The sequence below is a fragment of the Bacteroides sp. HF-4919 genome, assembly GCF_018860125.1.
This window is the reverse complement of the sequence record NZ_JAHKNF010000004.1, coordinates 168,008-186,367: the sequence shown is the minus strand read 5'-3', so window position 1 is coordinate 186,367 and position 18,360 is coordinate 168,008. Positions and strand designations below refer to the sequence as shown.

At 41.0% G+C, this 18,360-nt stretch carries 16 protein-coding genes; 6 read left to right on the top strand and 10 right to left on the bottom strand.

Features of this window, described 5'->3' with window-relative positions:
- Nucleotides 1–77 precede the first annotated feature (77 nt).
- The 6 genes from KO473_RS08915 (at nt 78) to KO473_RS08890 (ending at nt 10,766) form a co-directional block, all read left to right on the top strand.
- On the top strand, nt 78–920 hold the full coding sequence (locus tag KO473_RS08915) for a hypothetical protein (protein WP_032543457.1): 843 nt from the start codon (nt 78–80) through the stop codon (nt 918–920).
- A gap of 382 nt (nt 921–1,302) precedes the next feature.
- Nucleotides 1,303–4,353 carry a SusC/RagA family TonB-linked outer membrane protein gene (locus tag KO473_RS08910; protein WP_121963454.1) on the top strand — a complete coding sequence of 1,017 codons (3,051 nt, stop codon included), beginning with the start codon at nt 1,303–1,305 and terminating at the stop codon, nt 4,351–4,353.
- Between the two features lie 13 nt (nt 4,354–4,366).
- Entirely contained in the window at nt 4,367–5,815 is a 1,449-nt protein-coding gene (locus tag KO473_RS08905; protein ID WP_122130333.1) for a RagB/SusD family nutrient uptake outer membrane protein, read from the top strand.
- A 17-nt stretch (nt 5,816–5,832) separates the two neighbouring features.
- The gene (locus KO473_RS08900; protein WP_005781115.1) at nt 5,833–7,035 is read left to right on the top strand and encodes a DUF4929 domain-containing protein; all 1,203 of its coding nucleotides are present in this window, start codon (nt 5,833–5,835) and stop codon (nt 7,033–7,035) included.
- Entirely contained in the window at nt 7,022–9,886 is a 2,865-nt protein-coding gene (locus tag KO473_RS08895) for a pitrilysin family protein (protein WP_101603586.1), read from the top strand. The genes KO473_RS08900 and KO473_RS08895 overlap by 14 nt, the downstream gene beginning before the upstream one ends.
- Nucleotides 9,867–10,766, top strand: coding sequence for a ChaN family lipoprotein (locus KO473_RS08890; RefSeq protein WP_032541814.1), 900 nt, complete (start codon nt 9,867–9,869; stop codon nt 10,764–10,766). Before KO473_RS08895 ends, KO473_RS08890 begins: the two co-directional genes overlap by 20 nt.
- A 227-nt stretch (nt 10,767–10,993) precedes the next feature.
- On the opposite strand, the gene KO473_RS08885 is transcribed toward KO473_RS08890, so the two are convergent.
- The 10 genes from KO473_RS08885 to KO473_RS08845 form a co-directional block, all read right to left on the bottom strand.
- Nucleotides 10,994–11,434 (bottom strand): cold-shock protein, encoded by a 441-nt coding sequence (locus KO473_RS08885; RefSeq protein WP_005808167.1) that lies wholly within the window; start codon nt 11,432–11,434, stop codon nt 10,994–10,996.
- A 480-nt stretch (nt 11,435–11,914) separates the two neighbouring features.
- A complete protein-coding gene (locus tag KO473_RS08880) occupies nt 11,915–12,784 on the bottom strand; it encodes a nucleotidyl transferase AbiEii/AbiGii toxin family protein (protein WP_005781126.1) in 870 nt (289 codons plus the stop codon).
- Nucleotides 12,775–13,344: a hypothetical protein gene (locus KO473_RS08875; protein ID WP_005781128.1), complete on the bottom strand. Its 570-nt coding sequence runs from the start codon at nt 13,342–13,344 to the stop codon at nt 12,775–12,777. The genes KO473_RS08880 and KO473_RS08875 overlap by 10 nt, the downstream gene beginning before the upstream one ends.
- A gap of 81 nt (nt 13,345–13,425) precedes the next feature.
- Nucleotides 13,426–13,545, bottom strand: coding sequence for a DUF6804 family protein (locus KO473_RS23780; protein ID WP_350338497.1), 120 nt, complete (start codon nt 13,543–13,545; stop codon nt 13,426–13,428).
- Nucleotides 13,546–13,656: 111 nt separating this feature from the next.
- Complete coding sequence (locus KO473_RS08870) at nt 13,657–14,373, bottom strand: CpsB/CapC family capsule biosynthesis tyrosine phosphatase (protein WP_122130334.1); 717 nt, start codon at nt 14,371–14,373, stop codon at nt 13,657–13,659.
- A complete protein-coding gene (gene rfbC, locus KO473_RS08865; RefSeq protein ID WP_122130335.1) occupies nt 14,370–14,912 on the bottom strand; it encodes a dTDP-4-dehydrorhamnose 3,5-epimerase in 543 nt (180 codons plus the stop codon). Before rfbC ends, KO473_RS08870 begins: the two co-directional genes overlap by 4 nt.
- Nucleotides 14,909–15,796: a glucose-1-phosphate thymidylyltransferase RfbA gene (gene rfbA, locus KO473_RS08860; RefSeq protein ID WP_122130336.1), complete on the bottom strand. Its 888-nt coding sequence runs from the start codon at nt 15,794–15,796 to the stop codon at nt 14,909–14,911. Before rfbA ends, rfbC begins: the two co-directional genes overlap by 4 nt.
- A gap of 24 nt (nt 15,797–15,820) precedes the next feature.
- Nucleotides 15,821–16,633 (bottom strand): glycosyltransferase, encoded by an 813-nt coding sequence (locus KO473_RS08855; RefSeq protein WP_181996034.1) that lies wholly within the window; start codon nt 16,631–16,633, stop codon nt 15,821–15,823.
- Nucleotides 16,633–17,328: a glycosyltransferase family 32 protein gene (locus KO473_RS08850; RefSeq protein WP_122130338.1), complete on the bottom strand. Its 696-nt coding sequence runs from the start codon at nt 17,326–17,328 to the stop codon at nt 16,633–16,635. Before KO473_RS08850 ends, KO473_RS08855 begins: the two co-directional genes overlap by 1 nt.
- Nucleotides 17,318–18,322 (bottom strand): hypothetical protein, encoded by a 1,005-nt coding sequence (locus KO473_RS08845; protein ID WP_250716548.1) that lies wholly within the window; start codon nt 18,320–18,322, stop codon nt 17,318–17,320. The genes KO473_RS08850 and KO473_RS08845 overlap by 11 nt, the downstream gene beginning before the upstream one ends.
- Between the last annotated feature and the right edge of the window lie 38 nt (nt 18,323–18,360).

Below are 18,360 nucleotides of genomic sequence, written 5' to 3'. Positions count from 1 at the left end.
TACAACTTTTCGCTCTTCACTTTCCACTCTTCAGTCTAAATTTGTATTTTTGCCCTTTCTAAGTAAAGAACAACAAAATGAAAAAACTGATTGTCCTGGCATGTACATTGTCACTGCTGACTGCTTGTGGTGACAACATCGAGAAGAAAGCGGGTGAAAAGCTTGCAGCTGCCCGCGCAGCTTTTGAACGCAACGACTACAACGAAGCCAAGTTGCAGATCGACAGTATTAAAATTCTGTATCCAAAGGCATTCGATACCCGCAAAGAAGGTATCAAACTGATGCAACAGGTAGAACTGAAAGAACAGCAAGAAAGCCTTATATATCTGGATAGCATGCTACAAGTCAAACAGCAAGAGTTCGAAGCTATCAAGAATAAATATACTTTTGAGAAAAACGAAGAATATCAAAAAATCGGTAACTACTTTTGGCCCACCCAGACCGTAGAGAAGAACCTGCACCGTTCTTTCCTCCGTTTTCAGGTGAATGAACAGGGAGTAATGACACTGACATCTATCTATTGCGGCCCAAGCAATATCCACCACGTAGCAGTCAAAGTGATAGCACCAGACGGAAGTTTCGCTGAAACCCCTGCGTCCAACGACAGCTACGAGACTACCGATCTGGGAGAAAAAATCGAGAAGGCCGACTACAAAATGGGAGAAGACGGCAACGTCCTCAGTTTCCTCTACATGAACCGCGATAAAAAGAATATCCGTATAGAATATATCGGTGAACGTAAATTCACAACGACCATGACTCCGTCCGACCGAGAAGCACTCGTCGGCACTTACGAGTTGGCCAAATTACTTTCATCCATACGTCAGATTCAGCAAGAGAAAGAAGAAGCCAACCTGAAAATAGAATTTGTGAAAAGAAAGATGGAACAAAAGGCAAAAGAAGAAGCAGCGGAAAAATAAAGATAACAAAGTGCCTCAAAAGTCTCTTTCACCACAGATTAACGGATCACACAGAAATACGGTTCACAGGCTATCGTATTTATTTGTTCTATCTGTCAATCTGTGGTGAACTCTTCCTGATCTCTCTATTTTCATTCCCTCCGAAAACGTCTTCCCGATTATTCTCCGCTATCCTGTCGGTATCCATTATCGGATACCTCTCCATGCCCCCACTCTTCATCCCATGAATTTCCCCAATAATACGGAGTTCAAATTAAAATAAAGATAGCAATTTTTAGGTATTTTCAGGAACAAGTTCATTATGTGTAGCGATTACACAGACTATTCATTGTATCTATCTTTGTCCCCCGAAACATTTGAGTACATATGATAGAACGCTAATATGAAAGCAGTAATCATTTCTATTTTTATCATCCTTTCCACCTTTACGACTTATGCTCAGCAAAGAGATATTGTACTGACAGGAACAGTTACGGATCATCAAAACGGACCGCTTCCCGGTGCCACTATCCGCATTAAAGGTACCCAATTCGGCACAGTAACAGATACCGACGGGCATTATCTGTTACGTGGCAAATGGAAAGAAAACGATCTAATTCTTTTCTCTTTCATAGGAATGAAAGAGATACGTGTGAAATACACCGGTCAGAAGGTACAAGATGCAGCCATGCAAGAAGATCCCAAAGCACTGGATGAAGTGGTCATCGTTGCCCGGCAGAATATCAACGAATTGGATATTCGTGCCAAATCCGGCGTTGTACAACGAGTCGACGTAGAACGTCTCAACAGTAAGCCCATGATCGATATGTCCCTCGCCCTACAAGGAGCCGTACCCGGCCTGATTATTACCAATACCGGCGACCTGGGCTCCAAACCGGAAATTCGTATTCGCGGAAATTCATCTTTCCGTAAAGGAGATATGGCCAACGAACCTCTCTACGTTATGGACGGCAAAGTAATATCATCCGATGCCTTCATGACTCTTAACCCGGCCGACATTCAAGAAATAAAGGTTCTGAAAGACGCCGTAGCCTGTGCTTTATACGGCATAAAAGCAGCCAATGGTGTAATAGAAATCACGTCCCAGCGTGGCAATCCCGACGGAAGGTTAACCACCAGTTACAGTTTCAATATAGGTATCACCACCCGTGGACGCAGAGGAGTCAAAATGATGGATAGCGAAGAAAAATTAGAATTGGAAAGACGTTTACAGAATATATCGACTCCGGGATATAGATACAGTGAAGATTACTATCGGAAATATTATGCTACCGCCCCCAACCTCGACGAGTTGATCGCAGAAGGACGACAAGTACTCGATTCATTAAAGAATATCCATACCGACTGGTTTGATGAACTGATACATCGCAGCATCTACCAGCGCCATAACCTTAGCATAAAAGGAGGAACAGATAAGACATCTTATTATATATCCACCAATTATGCCAAGCAGGGAGGACGAGTACCGGGTAATGACACTCAACGTTTCACCGCCCGTATGAGCCTCGATCAGAAACTGGGAAACTGGGGATATTTTTCCTTAAGCACCGATGCAGGTTATTCGGCAACCGATACTCCCAACGGCAGTACCCATTCCCCTACAGATCTGGTTTATCAACTTAACCCTTATGAAACCAAAACCGGTAAATTAATCTCCTACTCCGAAAAATCATCCGAATACACATTAAATGATTTGATGAGCCAATACCATAGTAAATCTACCGATAAACGTGGCGGAGTAAGCGGAAGTTTCAACTTAAGACCATTCAAAGGTTTGGAGATAGATGCAGTGACCGGTATCGATTTCCTTCTGAACGAAGCCCTTACGCTTGTTCCTTCCACGTCTATAGCAGAGCGGGAAATGGGAATCGCGATAGCCGAACGTGGAAAATTAACAAAAGAAAAAAATACAACGACCAATATTTCCTCCAATATACGTATCACTTACAACAAGACATTCGCCGGAAGACACGACCTGACAATCGGTGGGAACATGGACTACTACCTGACCCAGACAGATAACATATCTGCCACCGGATACGGAGTGGGGACACAAATGTCACTAAACGCAATCAACCACTCCATCACCGGAGCCCGGAAGCCGACAGCCAGTTCGCTTCTGGACAAAACGGCTCAGTTAGGATTCGGGGTAGTCATGGGCTACAGTTTCGATTCCACCTATGACCTTTTTACTACTTACAAAGCCGACGCTTCTTCCGTTCTCCCTCCAGACAAGCGCTGGAATGCAGCATGGGCCATAGGCTTGGGGTGGACCCTCAGCCGATACCCTTTCCTGAAAAATAATAAGGTCATCACTCTCCTGAACCTGAAAGGTTCCCATGGACGTATGGCAAACCTATCTGGAGTATCTGCCTCCGCCACAATCGGCACCTTCAGCTACTCCACCAATTATTACGGAAATGCCCGTCTGCTACAGTTACTCGGATTTTATAATACCGATCTGAAACCGGAACAGACTTCCACAACAGACTTCAGTCTATCCATCGAATTCTTCAAACGGCTGACATTAGGTCTCAATCTCTACCGCCGCGAAACGAGTGATGCACTGCTGGACGTCCCCATCCCCCTTTCCAACGGTTTCAATACCATGAAACGTAACATCGGTGTATTACGCAATGAAGGCTATGAACTGAACGCCGCAATAAAAGTGCTCGATACACCGGACTGGCGTGTATCTTTACGCGGTTCACTGGCCTACAACCGTAATAAGGTAATCAGCCTGTACTATACCGACCGTTTATACACCAGCGAAACCGCCCTGACTCCCGACTATGAAGTCGGAAAAGCCTATAACATGCTTTATGGACTGAAGTCATTAGGCATAAACCCTATCACCGGTCTTCCGGTATTTCAAGGAGCCAATGGAAGTGAGATTTCCCCGACACAAAATCCGGCCAGAGAAAACTTCATCGTTTTGGGGCATAGCACTCCTCCCTACAGCGGTACATTCAACCTGAATTTCTCCTATCGGAATTTCGATTTGGATATGGACTTTTACTATGTGTTCGGCGGCATTAAACCCTACAATTATTCTTATATCCGTTCAGCTGACAGTGCCAATAAGAATGCCATTCAAAAGCAATTAGAAAACATGTGGTTTCACCGAGGAGATGAAGGAAAGATATACCATTCTCCATTTTACATATCTCCTGCCAATGCTTCACTCCAACAGCCCAATACAGAAACCGTCGGTAAAAGCGATTATCTGAAATTGGCCATGTTGTCGCTACGCTACCGGGTTCCACACACCTTTCTGGAGAAAAACTGTCATTTCATAAAATATGCCAATATCGCCTTTCAGGCATCCAACCTTTTTATGATTACTCCTTATAAAGAGTCCGATCCCGAAACAGGTTCATTAGCCGGAGCTATGCAACCCGTATTAACCATCAATCTTAGTTTGACTTTCTAAATACAAGTAATATATGAACCTGACCCCAATAATAAATAATTTCCAACGCTCAATACGCAAAGTACAAATCTGTTGCATATTGATACTCAGTTGTACAGCCTGTTCGCTCAATATCCCCTACGAGAATCAGTATTCAGATCCGGATGCCATTACCACAGTAACTGCCGCACGCGAACTATTGGCATCGGCCTATGATGCAATTCCCAAGCCGGAATTCAGTTTATCCGTATTGAGCGACGACTTCCAGCCTACTTTTTTAATAAACTTGAATGCCGACCTGAATAACCTATATAAATGGCATCCTAAACCGATGGAGGACTTATCGAACTCTCTGTGGGAAAAATACTACTCAGCCATAGCCATAGCCAATACGGTACTGGAGCGCGTCCATTATGTATCCCCTATATCAGACAGTGACAAGCAAGAGTTGCAATGCATCGTTAGCGAAGCGAAAACGTTAAAAGCATATTGTTACTTCAATCTGCTCAGACTTTTTGCCCCCACCTATCCGGAAGGTCCCGAAAAAGACGGAATCATCTTAAAGGAGCGGTTCGAACTTGCCTTTCTAAAACGCTCGAGCATCAGTGAATGTGTGAATGCTATCCGCCAATTACTGACCGAAGCAGTTACTGTAGACAACCGACCTTCACAGGTCTACTGGTTTTCCCGGCAAAGTGCTTATTATCTATTGGCAGCTTTAGAACTCTATGCCGAAAATTACGATAAAGCCGAAGAATATGCTTTAAAAATCCTGTCTTCAACCAATGCATACGATGTCCTGGCCCCCGTACATTATAAAAAACTATGGGAACAAGAACCATGCGATGAATGTATTTTTTCTCTGCATACCACCAATTCATATTATACCGATATGAATTACGAAAGGAAGAAAGGCGACTACTTCACGATCAACTCCACACTCACCCAATTATATGCTGCCAATGACATCCGTTACGAAGCAACGGTCTATCCCCAAGAAATGCCTGGTGAAAGCATCGGCGAGACCTTACCGGTACTATATCTGGGAAAATACAACAAACAGAACTGGAATTATAAACCTATACAATATATCAACAAACTTCGTGTATCCGGCATCTGCTTTATTCTTGCCGAAGCCTATTGTCAAGACCAGAAAGGTCACGATGCATTGGCTCTGGAAGTGATAAACAAGTACCTGGCCCAACGTGAAGCTCCATTGCTTGACACATCACTTTCCGGCGCTCCCCTATTGAAAGCTATCCTTCAGGAAAAGTGGAAAGAATTTGCCGGTGAAGGTGAACGTTACTTTGATTTAAAGCGCTATCGGAAAAGCCTGCTTTCCGATTGGAATCTCTCTGCCGCAATGAAAAATAAACCAATCAAACCAGATGACTACCGCTGGCTTTTCCCCATTCCGAAAGGCGAATATCTATATAACGAAAATATATCGCAAAATGCAGGATGGACTAAAGTCGAAAAATAAATAAAATACTAAACTAAATGAAAACTATAATGAAAAAGCTGTTTATCTACGCAGTAGGCATCTGCCTACTGCCTGCCTTCACGTCATGCAAAGACGATAGAGAAGAAAATAAATATACAGGAATCAACAAAATCTACCTGTCTGCCGAAACCCCGGTTATTACCGAGTCCGAAAACATTCCATTAACAGTAAATGTAGATTTAACATTGACCTGTGAACAGGACCTCGTACTCAACTTTGAATTACCCGATGATAAAAACGGAGTTCTAAAATTAGAGAACAATCCCGTCACGATTAAAGCCGGAAAACGTTCTGCAACATTCGAAGTAGTTTCCAACCAAAAGAATTTATTAACCGAAGATACATACTTTCAAGTCGGAATTTCTCAATTCCCTACCGATAATTTAATGTTAAACGAAACATTGCAGGTACGTGTCAAGCCCAACCCTAAAATTCCGGAATTATCCCCTCAGCAAAAAGCGTTAATCAAAGGTTATAAGACCAAATACGGCATTGACCTGAATAAATGGCTCGGAGTCCTCTCTTACCATACCACTGTGCAAAGCCCTGCAGATGGGTATCTCCAACCCTTTGCAGCAGCATTTACGAAAGAATATGATGGCAAGACCGTCATCACTCTCAGTGAGCAGGCCACAGAAGACATGCCGGTATTAAAGATGACAGACAATCCATTCGGACTGACCGAATATTTATACTTTGTACTTCGTTCCGAGACCGTAGCAGATCCGGAATTCTGGACTCAACAGCCGGAACCGCAAAAACTGATGAAACTACTCAACTGGAATAAAGAAAGTAAAGAGACATTTGCCGTATCATTGGATGCAATCAGACTCAAAGACATCACTTCCACTTCAACCCGGCTGGAATATCTGGGTCCGGGAAAAAACTATTATGGAGATCCTATTACCATCGTTCCATTTACCTACCAATTCAGTGCTTTAGACCGTCAAAACAAGCTCCTGGAAAGTGGAAACGCAGAAATTAAAGAGATCAATGACCAGGGAGCTTCCGCAGATCCGGCTTACTACCTCAACTGCTACGATCTTGTCAATTCCGACAACTATGACACCCCCGAAAACTTTATCAAATCCACCGGAAACATAGACTTTGCCACAGATAAAATGACTTATCAATTTCTCCTGAGCCATGTCAACGCCGGAGGATATACACGCATAACCGTAGTTTATGAAAAGAAATAATAAAAACAGATATTTATACATAGCAGCTATATTCATAGCTGCTATGCTCCCATGTATAGCCTGCCCACAGTCCACTCCAATCCTTCTTCCGCCCGGAACGGTAGAGGGACGCCTTCCCAACGGGCTGCACTATCTTATCCTGCACAATGCTTCTCCGGCATCCAGAGTAGAGTTCAGGCTAATCATGCGGGTAGGTTCCGTACAAGAAACAGAGCAAGAGAAAGGTTGTGCCCACTTCCTCGAACACATCACTTTCGGCGGTACCCGTCATTTTCCTAAACGCTCTTTAGTAGAGTACCTTGAGTCCTTAGGAATGAAGTACGGACAAGATATCAACGCTTTCACCGGTTTCGACCGTACAATCTATATGTTCGCAGTTCCCACCGATTATGCCAAAGACGAAGCTCTCGATCGTTCATTACTAATCCTGCACGATTGGTTGGACGGTGTCACTATAGATCCGGAAAAAGTAGAGAATGAAAAAGGAATCATTCTTGAAGAACTACGCGGATTCGACCCGGAAGACGATTTCTATCCGCTCAAAATCGGACAAGGCATATTCAGTCACCGTATGCCTTTGGGCACAACAGACGATATCCGCAAGGTCACCCCGCAGGTACTCAAAAATTATTATCATAAATGGTATGTGCCCTCTTTGGCAACATTGGTCATTGTAGGCGACATATCTCCCCTGGAGATCGAATCTAAAATCAAAGAACGTTTCAAATCCTTGCCCGGACGTCCGGTCAATGACTTCCGGAACTACCCGTTAGAGTACACCCGGGGAATTCATCTGGCCTCCATACGAGACTCTCTGCAACCCCGTACAAAGGTTGAACTAATGATTCCACACCCTTGCACAGTAGAGCGTACCATGGAAGACGCCATAACAAAGGAGAAAGGGCGCCTGCTCGTCAGTGCCATTTCTTCACGATTCCGTGCACGGAAACTAAAGACCGATGTTACAGACCAATGGTATTTAAGTGACAAGAACCATTTTGTTCTGACAGTGGAAGGAGAAAACAGAAAAGAAATACTTACATCTATTTCCGCAACCGTATCTCTGTTGAATGATCTGATACGCAACGGATGGCAAGAGGACGAATTACAAGATATTAAAAACAATTTTTGCCGCCGGATGAAATTGCCCACCGATGCCCCCTCGCGTCCTTCCTCCATGTGGTGTGACGATTTCGCCGATTACGTCATATCGGGAGACCGCTATCTGACCGATCCATCCCAACAGCAGCAACTCAAAGAAGCCATGTCCCGTGTCTCCGGCCAATCTTTGCAAGCACTGCTCAAGGAGTGGATGTCTTACCGTGAAGAAACTCTATTAGTAGCCTGTTCAACCCATCCGGGACTGGGAGCCCCGTTATCGGAAACCGAAATAGCGTCGGCATGGGCTCAAGGCGAGCAAGTCGAATGCACTCCCTTTCTTTATTTCCGTCCTGAAAAACAAGAAGAGATCGACATTGAGACTCCTCCATGCCTGGCAGCCCGTTTTCCTTTCGATCCCGCATCCATATTACGACAAACAGAATATCCGCAAAACAGGATTCGTGAAGTAGAACTGAAGAACGGCATACGGTTAGTCCTCAAACCTACCTTCGAAGCAGATTCCACCCTGCTGATCACCTCTTTTGCCCCTTTCGGCACTTCTTCCCTATCCGATGAAGAATATCCTTTATTAGAGGGATTTGCCGGATACATAGATATGGGAGATATCGCAAAAGTGGATGGGCAAGTTTTGTCCGATTACCTCTTCCGGAAAGAAATCTCACTTTCCATGGCAGTCGAAAATCACTGGCATGGCTTCATAGGCATGTCTCCCACTGCAAATGCTCCCGAACTATTCAATCTGATTTATGAAAAGATATTCGATCCCGAATTAAAATATGACGAATTTGAGGAAATACGCCAGGACCTTTTAGAAAATCAAGACAAAGAAACGATATTGGAGAAAATGCTTCAACGAAGTCCCGACCGGTTATTATCTGCCCGCATAAACGAGTTGACCGGAACCGGTTTCGCCCGCTCTTCCCAAAAGCTTTCGCCCGAACAGATCAAAAATCTGAATCTGGATTCCATCGCAGCTTTTTATAAAAAGCTCTATACGAATCCCCAAGGAACCACTTATGTCATTTGCGGCAATTTCAATGCGGATACTCTCATGCAGCAGTTTGTCTCTGTTTTCGGACGTATTCCTGTTTCGTCACATTTGTCCCGATTTTCTTATCCGCATTTCAATTTTCCCGTCAGAAAGCATATAGAAGGCTTTCCCAATGATAATTACACTCAGACACTGTTCGACTATCTTCTCCCCGGCCACTATCAACCGGGATTAAAAAACACACTCACTTTAAAATTGATGCGTGACCTTATTCGCAACCGTCTGATCTCCGTCCTCAGAGAACAAAAATCCCTTGTCTACTCTCCTTACATTTCATTAATGTATGAAGGCATCCCACAAGGAATTTTCTACTTTGACATCAATGCATCCGCCGATAACGATAACATGCCTCAAATAGAACAGTTGCTGAAAGAGATTCTCCACCAATTAAAACAGCAAGAAGTGGATAATGAAGAACTGAATACCCTTAAACGTTCATTTCTGATAGCCAAACGCGAAGCGTTAAATGAAGAATCACCTTCTGCCTGGCGAACCGCCCTGGTCGGTTTACTAAAAAACGGTGAAACCATCAGCGACTTCGATCACTACGAACAATGTCTCGACAGCATCACTCCCGCCATGCTCCGCGAAGCATTCCGTCGCTATCTGGATACCGAGAATTATATCCTTTTATATTTAAGCAAAAACAAACTGAAAAATGATACTTCAAACCATTAAACAGATTTCATGCCTGCTCTGCCTGTGCTGTTTCCTTCAGCAGTCAGCCTTCTCTCAGGATGATAAGGACAAACCGGCCTATACCCTGTTCGACAACACAGGAAAACAAATCAGCTACGGAGAATTAATCAAACGACTCTCCGGCTATGATGTTATCTTCCTCGGGGAACTGCATAACTGCCCCATCACCCATTGGCTGGAATTCGAAATAACCCGTTCTATCTATAACATTCATAAAGATCAACTGATGCTGGGAGCCGAAATGTTCGAAAGTGACAATCAACTGATTTTTGACGAATACATGCAGCAAAAGATCTCTTACGACCGCTTTGAGGCCGAAGCCCGTCTATGGGATAATTACCGAACTGACTATTATCCGGTTGTTTTCTTTGCCAAAGAACATCACATTCCGTTCATTGCAACCAATATCCCGAGACGCTACGCCAACATTGTAAAAAATAAAGGGTTCGGAGCACTCGACTCGTTATCCGAGGAAGCCAAACGATATATAGCTCCTTTACCGATCGATTTCGAATATGATGAAGCCCAAAGCGCAGCAGCTTTCAGTATGATGAACATGATGGGAGGACGCCGGGCCGGCGACAATCGGAAGTTGGCACAGGCACAAGCCATAAAAGATGCTACAATGGGATGGTTCATAGCCCGTAATATCAAAAATAAATTCCTGCATATCAACGGCAGTTATCATTCCAACCGACAGGGAGGCATCATCCCTTATCTGCTCCGTTACCGCCCCAATACGAGTATAGTGACGGTAACCTCGGTACGTCAAGAGTCCATCCGGAAACTGGATGACGATCATAAAGGCTTGGCAGACTTTTACATCTGCGTACCCGAAGACATGGTAAACAGTTACTAACTACCGAAGCCTTCGTCCCCCCCGGATAAAATATCTGCCTCTTCTTCGGCATCAATATCGTTTTTTAAAATCACTATATCGATACCGGAGAAGAGGATCATCGCTTTAGTATTTCATTTTTTGTATAACCTAAGTTCAAACAAAATTCTTATAAAGCGTTCATTTCAAGCGAAATTCAATATCAAGGTGCGATTTGGGTCTGGGAATAAAGCTACGGAAAGTTCCTGCTATTCAGTCACTATTGATATTCGTACAGCGTTCATTCCACGCATACCGCGCTCTATTTCAAATGTCACTCTATCACCTTCAGCAATTGTTGCTGGGGCAGAAGAGATATGGAAGAAATACTTTTCGCCATTATCCGTATCTTTCACAAAACCATAGCCTTTCGCAGCATTAAAATACTCGATACGCCCCATGTGAGGAGCCACTTCCACATTCTCTTGTTTAGGTACAGAAACCTCGATATGAGATGCATCTACTTCTTCCTCAATCCGTTCCTGCGGCACTGAATGCAAAACACCGAACTGGTCGACATAAGCAATCATATCCTCAAAAGAACTTGGGCCGCTGCTTTGGCGTTCCTCTTTACGTTGTTGCTTCTCCTTACGTTTCTGCTCCTTTAGCTTCTCCCGGTCACGTTTACTTGTTGTTATTTTTTTTACCATTCAATAATTTTATGTCTGAATCAATACTGCCTGTTCTTTTACATGTTGATTGCCGGATAGACAGTTTTATGTCACACACACCAATAAACAAACGATTTCATCATTATATCCAGATCATACGCTACGCCGAATGCCAGCAGCACATAGGCGCGATGCTTTTATCCTGAACAAAGCAGCAAATAATGATGTCGATTGGGGAATGCCATAAGCCGCAGAATGAAGCGGAAAACAATCACGCACAAAGAAGATTTCAGTATAAACCCAATGTTAGTAACTGCAAATATACACATATTATTCGGTTATTCCTAATTCTCCGGTCCCAATCGTGATGGAACCGGAATTGCCGGATAGCACAATCACTGAACGGCACTATCCAAATCGACCTTCTCTATCAGTTCCTGATCCTGCCAATAAGATATTACTTTTAGATGTTGCAGCCTTCCTACTATTATGGCAGGGTGAGTACAGAACTTCTCAATATTATTTCAAATTTTCCCAATAAGGTTTTAGTTTGACTTGGAGGTAATCCATTACTTCAAAAAAAGTAAGTTGAGTTGGAATCTTAAGTTTCTTCATGAATGCATTCCACCTTATGTTCAAATTCGAGTTCTTTGCAAAGGCAAGACTAAATGCAACGTGATTTTCCATGTAGTTAGTTTGGCGATTCTTGAATGTTACCTTTATAGCTTCATCTAATATTTCCGCATTATATTTTCCTCCTTGCAAGATCGTATAGAGATCATAAAAATCTTTCATTCGACTATTTGTTTCTGCTCTTGAAATCATAGTCTGAAATTTCTCTGCCACAACTGTCTCCAAAGAATAAGCCATGATGTCAGTATTGGGGAATCCGTCAAGTAAGTTCGGATAATCCAATTCAGATGGACTGGGAGTTATCACATCTCCAAATCCTATATCCATAGAAACATATTGGCGAATCGTATCAAGAGAGGCTGTCAACGTCAATCTTACACCCGGATATTTCTTCTCAATTGCAATCTCATCAGTACGCAGTGTATCAATGTAAAATATTACACCATCTTGTTCGTAAGAGATGGAGCAAATTTCTGCAAATATCTTTTTTATATTTTCTTTGTTATTGTCGATGTGATACCCCATGAAGTCAATATCCAATGTTGGCCTCGCCAAAAAACGCTCATGAGCATATAGCAATGCTCCACCTTTCAAAAAGAAATGGTCATAAAAACGGCTGATTGATAAACGATAGAGCAAACGCTCTTGGAGGTATCGGGTTACAAGCATTTGATAGCTTTGTCCATTTCTCCGTGAAATATTCAACAACCTAGCTTTCACTGAGTCCCCATAGTTATATATTTCTTTTATAGCCATGCCTCAAGATAATGATTAAGTGTATTACGTATTCTTAGTTTAGAGGCATAATCCATCAATAGAGATATATTCTTATCGGGACGTTTCAGATAGGCTTGAAGGACTTCTGCCATCACATCAATTCCCACTTTATTTCGATACTTGACCACATCACAAACCGAACGTTCCACATCAAAGATCGGCACATCGTATCCTTGTATTTCTTTCCGAGTAGCACCGATAGATAGTAATTTGTCAGATTGATATATCAGTTGAAATTCGGGATATTCAGGCAGAACTACTTTTCGACTACGCTTAATGGCCACATAGTAAGCATTCGGAATCTGAGTAGTGAGATTATAAACCGACCATGCCGACCAAAGACAGAGAATGCCATTAGGAACAATCAGGCGAATATCCACCATTGTACCTGCCAATGCGTCAATATGAGCGTATACGCCATTTTTTAAGCGCATAGCCTCTCCTTTGCGAACTGAGGCCTGCAATTGCTGTTCCTGCCAGTCAGTCAAACCTTGTGTAGAGACAAAGCCATTTTTTTTAAGTTGGTCTTCAATGCACATATTCCCTATAACTATTCCTTGCAAATATACTGCAAATATTCAAATATGCAGTATACTTTTAAGGGAAAAATACAGAAGTTATCACAATCTTTTATTTTTATACGGATATACAATCAGAATTATCAAACTAACCGCCATTAAAACATCAATAATATTCCAAAGTAGTCGTCCTAAAGTAACTTTCATAAATGCTTGGAACATTACATATCAGTAATATTGACTTCTCAACAGGCTCAAAGATATTATATAAAAACAGCCGGAATCACCTGTTACGGTAATCCCGGCTGCCGCCTAAAACACGAATAACCGCCGTTACCCGTTTTCCGTAACAGACCACAACAGCCTGCTGTTTCTTTCTATCTCCTGCAATTTCATCGCCAAATCGTCATCATCCTCCATCGAAAACGATTCACTATATCGCATCACCTTTGTATCCTCCCTGCCCGAACAGAGATATGTATACCAACCCTTTTTCAACAACATACGGCTGTAATTCAACGCTCCGTCACCATTGTAACCGAACAAGGAATATAGATTCAGCATCAGCCTGCATCCCGATTCCCGCAAGTGCAGATAGTCTTCCGTTCCCCAATAAAGCGAACGTTCCGGTTGCATCAGAACAGGGATATAGCCCGACCGGCAGATGGCATGAATCATCTCACTGAGTCCTTCCGGCTGTTTTAAAGGAGATACATCTACCAGTAACTCCTTCCCCCCTCCTATCGTCAACAAATCTCCCTTCTCCAACAAAGCCGGAAAGCCTTCATCCAAACGATATCTTGCCGACAAACGCAGAGAGATATTACCGGAGTATTGCTGCTGTAAATATTGAAAGGCTTCTTTCAGAAAAGAAGAAGCATTCCCTTCATTTTCCACCTTTACCGGAGGTACACAGTAGATCTGCCTGACACCTTGCTGTTCAAGATAAGCCAATAAATCCAACGCTTTATCCTCAGGCAAAGCCCATGCATCCGTATTAAGTAATAAATAAGGCTGAAAATCGGTATGTACCAAAGAAGAGAGAATCATAAATTTAAATCTTTCAACCGAGGATGCCTGCTGTCCTTCTCCGAGAGAATCACACGATCTGCCGGAATACGCCAGTCAATACCTAAATCCGGATCATCCCAGGCAATGGCACCCTCACTATGCGGAGCATAAAAATTATCACACTTATACTGAAAAACAACTGCCTCACTCAATACACTGAATCCATGTGCCAACCCACGGGGAATGAAAAATTGACGATGATTATCCTCCGTCAACTCTACTGCCACATGTTGTCCAAATGTAGGAGATCCTTTACGGATATCAACAGCTACATCCAATACCGCTCCTTTCACTACACGCACCAATTTACTCTGAGCAAAAGGGGCCTGTTGAAAATGTAAACCACGAAGTACACCATAACTCGATTTACTTTCATTATCTTGGACAAACGTAGTCTTGCATACTTTTTCCTCAAACTCCCTCTGATTAAAAGATTCAAAAAAATATCCCCGGTCATCTTTAAAAATATGGGGCTCAAGGATAACAACCCCATCGATAGCAGTCTTTATTACATTCATTTCAAACCAAGTTCCTGTATCACTTTCAACAAATACTGTCCGTACTGGTTCTTCAGCATCGGCTTTGCCAATTCACGCATCTTATCGGCACTGATCCAACCTTGCCTCAAAGCAATTCCTTCCAAACAAGCTACTTTCAATCCCTGACGCTTTTCTATCACTTCAATAAAAGTAGATGCTTCACTTAAAGAATCATGCGTACCGGTATCCAGCCAGGCAAAACCACGACCTAACAACTGAACTTTCAGTTCCTGATCTTTGAGAAATTCCTGATTCACTGTCGTTATCTCCAATTCTCCGCGTGCAGAGGGCTCTATTTTTTTTGCTACTTCCACCACCTTATTCGGATAGAAATAAAGCCCTACCACTGCATAATTAGACTTCGGTTCTTCAGGTTTCTCTTCCAGACTCAAGACATTTCCTTCTTTGTCAAATTCAGCCACTCCATAACGTTCCGGATCACTTACCCAATAACCGAACACCGTTGCCTTCTGTTCCACTTCTGCCATGCGTACAGCTTCATTCAGCATACGGGTAAAACTCTGCCCATAGAAGATATTATCTCCAAGCACCAAACAGACCGAATCACTCCCAATGAATTCCTCACCGATAATGAATGCTTGAGCCAAACCATCCGGAGAAGGTTGTTCCGCATACTCTAAACGTATTCCATAATCAGAACCATCTCCCAGTAAACGTCGGAAAGCAGGAAGATCATCCGGAGTAGATATAATCAAGATTTCACGGATATCGGCAAGCATCAACACCGAAACCGGATAATAAATCATCGGTTTATCAAAAATAGGAAGAAGCTGCTTACTAACTCCTTTGGTGATAGGGTACAGACGAGTACCGGAACCACCGGCTAAAACAATGCCTTTCATAAAGTTACTATCATTTCCACAATATTATCTAAGTAATTTCAAATAGACAAATTCCCGAACCTTATTTGGAATCAAACGAGATACAAACCTTATTGTTACATTTCGAAATAATTCGTAACAATTAATAAACCCCATTCTTGCAAACTCTCTTTGTAAATTCAATTCGCTAATTGCATATTTTAAACCTCCACGTCGCTTAAACATCTCACTTGAAAACCTAAATGCTAGAAGACTCTCTTGAATATTATAAAACTTCGCGCCATTCATCAACATCCTAACCCAAAGATAATAATCTTCAAATAATGGAAAGTGCCTATATCCGCCCGCAGCAAATACTGCATCCTTTTTAAACATCACAACTGGATGATTAATAGGACATCGTTTCTTTGCATAAAGATATATTTCATTATGATATTCCGGAAGTTTTCTTATAGAAACAACATTTGAAGAAACATTTTCAAATTCGCTAATCCAAGCACCAACTACATCCAATTCCGGAAACTTTTCAAATACAGTAATTTGCCTTTCAAATCTGTTTGGAGTTGCAATGTCATCAGTATCCATGCGAGCAACAATATCAAAAGTACAATACTTCAATCCGACATCTAAAGCCTTACCTAAACCCTGATTCTCAGACAAAGCTAAAATTTTAAACAAATCAGTATATTTTCTCACATAAGAATCAATCATTCTATCTAAATCAATAGATAATTGACCGTCCTTTACTAAAACTAACTCATCAGGTAATCTACTTTGGTTCAAAATACTATCCAAACTCTGCTTCAAAAAATCAGGATTTTCTTTATAATATACAGAAAGTAATACAGAGAACTTCATCATTTCAATTTTCTTATAGCACGTACCAAACAGTTATGTCCCTTTCGCCCAAAAGCATAGTATAAAATTTTGTGCATATTTCTTTTAAGAGAATACTTCAGCCCCCGTTTTATCCACTTTCCATCAAAATGATGAATACAAAAGGTACTATCACTTATATCTATCTTGCCAATATTATAATCTTTAGGTGAAAAATAATAATATGGTTTAATATCAAATGCCTTTTCTTGAATTATTCTATTTAGTAATAAAGGCACAGGCTTAGTATCAAACGAACCATCTTCTTTCACAAAAGGACGATTTGCATAGTAATCTAAACAAGATTTCACCCAATCTGCACCTTTTTCAGCTCCAATAACAGCAGCTTCAATGTCTCCACTAGCTTCTTCTCCCAAAAATTGCTTTTCAATCAAAAGCGATTTAAAATCTTTAAGCACCTCAACATCAGCATCTAAATATATTCCTCCATAATGATACAAAGCAAAAAAACGGATATAATCTGCGGCAAAAGCATACTTCTTATTTTCATAAGCTTGCTTTAACCACAAATTAGAATTAACATCAATCTGCCTTGTATCCCATAATATAAATTCATAATCGGACAAAATGTTATGCCAAGAATTAATACACTTATTTATTAAATCAGGAAATGGATCACCACTCAACCAACAATAATGAATAATCTTAGGTATCATGTTTAATAAAAGAAATTAAATAATAAAATACAAAAAGAGTGCAGAGAACTATATTAAAATCTAAAATATATAATAAAAAAGGCACAACATCTTTTTTTGAATTATAGAACATTCTATAAAAGTAATTTTTTAACATTCCAGCAAAAAAACCAGAAAAGATTATAGACGCAAAACCAAAATCAGCAAATGAATATGCTAGCCCAAATGAAGGCATATACCCATCACTTGAAAACTCTGGATAAATAGCATAATTTAATAGTGCAAAACCAAAATCTTTCGGTTTTGACTCCCATATGAATCTAGGAATAACTTTATACCACGAACTTAATGCTATTTCTCCATAATAATAATCCATTTTCCCAGAAACAAATAGTTCTAAAGCCATAGTCTGTTGTCTATAAACATCAAAATAAGAAAGAGCGGTGTCAAAAATATTTTTATTTTGATTTTGTAATGTTTGAGAGAAATGATAAAATAGCAAAAGAACAAATACCAAAATAGAAGAAATAAACAATACCTTATAGTTTACTCTCTTATATTCTTCGTACATTGTCACCAAAATAATCATAGTGCTAAGTATAGCCATTTTACTCCCCGAAAAGAATAAAATAAAAATCAAACAAATAAGCACTATAGTTATTTTACGTTTCCAGACAAAAAGAATAATTATCAAGATTAATAATAATGTTTTAAATACTTCATAAAAAGATGCATAAGCAGAAAAAACTACTTCCTCATAAAATTCCCTTAACCCCCTAAATGATATACCATATTTTAAAAGCATAGGTAATAAAGGAATAAATATTACCACAGCCAAAACAAAAGAACAAAAAACTATAATTTTAGTATTTTTAAAAGAATAAATCTTTAAATATGGAATTTTAAAGAAAGTACCTAAATATAAAAACAGAATATAAAGTAATATAACAACATCTGAAAGTAATGAATCTTCTCCATCTCCCAATATAACTAAAATAATCTGTGGTATAGTCAAAAAAAGTAATGGGTACTGAAGAGATAAAGTAAAAGGAT

Excerpts from the sequence above, each read along its gene's own strand:
- rfbC (WP_122130335.1), bottom strand. The coding sequence starts at position 14,912 with ATGAATGTAATAAAGACTGCTATCGATGGGGTTGTTATCCTTGAGCCC.
- KO473_RS08855 (WP_181996034.1), bottom strand. The coding sequence starts at position 16,633 with ATGAAGTTCTCTGTATTACTTTCTGTATATTATAAAGAAAATCCTGAT.
- KO473_RS08890 (WP_032541814.1), top strand. The coding sequence starts at position 9,867 with ATGATACTTCAAACCATTAAACAGATTTCATGCCTGCTCTGCCTGTGC.
- KO473_RS08870 (WP_122130334.1), bottom strand. The coding sequence starts at position 14,373 with ATGATTCTCTCTTCTTTGGTACATACCGATTTTCAGCCTTATTTATTA.
- KO473_RS08900 (WP_005781115.1), top strand. The coding sequence starts at position 5,833 with ATGAAAACTATAATGAAAAAGCTGTTTATCTACGCAGTAGGCATCTGC.
- KO473_RS23780 (WP_350338497.1), bottom strand. The coding sequence starts at position 13,545 with ATGTTCCAAGCATTTATGAAAGTTACTTTAGGACGACTACTTTGGAAT.
- KO473_RS08905 (WP_122130333.1), top strand. The coding sequence starts at position 4,367 with ATGAACCTGACCCCAATAATAAATAATTTCCAACGCTCAATACGCAAA.
- rfbA (WP_122130336.1), bottom strand. The coding sequence starts at position 15,796 with ATGAAAGGCATTGTTTTAGCCGGTGGTTCCGGTACTCGTCTGTACCCT.
- KO473_RS08915 (WP_032543457.1), top strand. The coding sequence starts at position 78 with ATGAAAAAACTGATTGTCCTGGCATGTACATTGTCACTGCTGACTGCT.
- KO473_RS08875 (WP_005781128.1), bottom strand. The coding sequence starts at position 13,344 with ATGTGCATTGAAGACCAACTTAAAAAAAATGGCTTTGTCTCTACACAA.
- KO473_RS08850 (WP_122130338.1), bottom strand. The coding sequence starts at position 17,328 with ATGATACCTAAGATTATTCATTATTGTTGGTTGAGTGGTGATCCATTT.
- KO473_RS08880 (WP_005781126.1), bottom strand. The coding sequence starts at position 12,784 with ATGGCTATAAAAGAAATATATAACTATGGGGACTCAGTGAAAGCTAGG.
- KO473_RS08910 (WP_121963454.1), top strand. The coding sequence starts at position 1,303 with ATGAAAGCAGTAATCATTTCTATTTTTATCATCCTTTCCACCTTTACG.
- KO473_RS08895 (WP_101603586.1), top strand. The coding sequence starts at position 7,022 with ATGAAAAGAAATAATAAAAACAGATATTTATACATAGCAGCTATATTC.
- KO473_RS08885 (WP_005808167.1), bottom strand. The coding sequence starts at position 11,434 with ATGGTAAAAAAAATAACAACAAGTAAACGTGACCGGGAGAAGCTAAAG.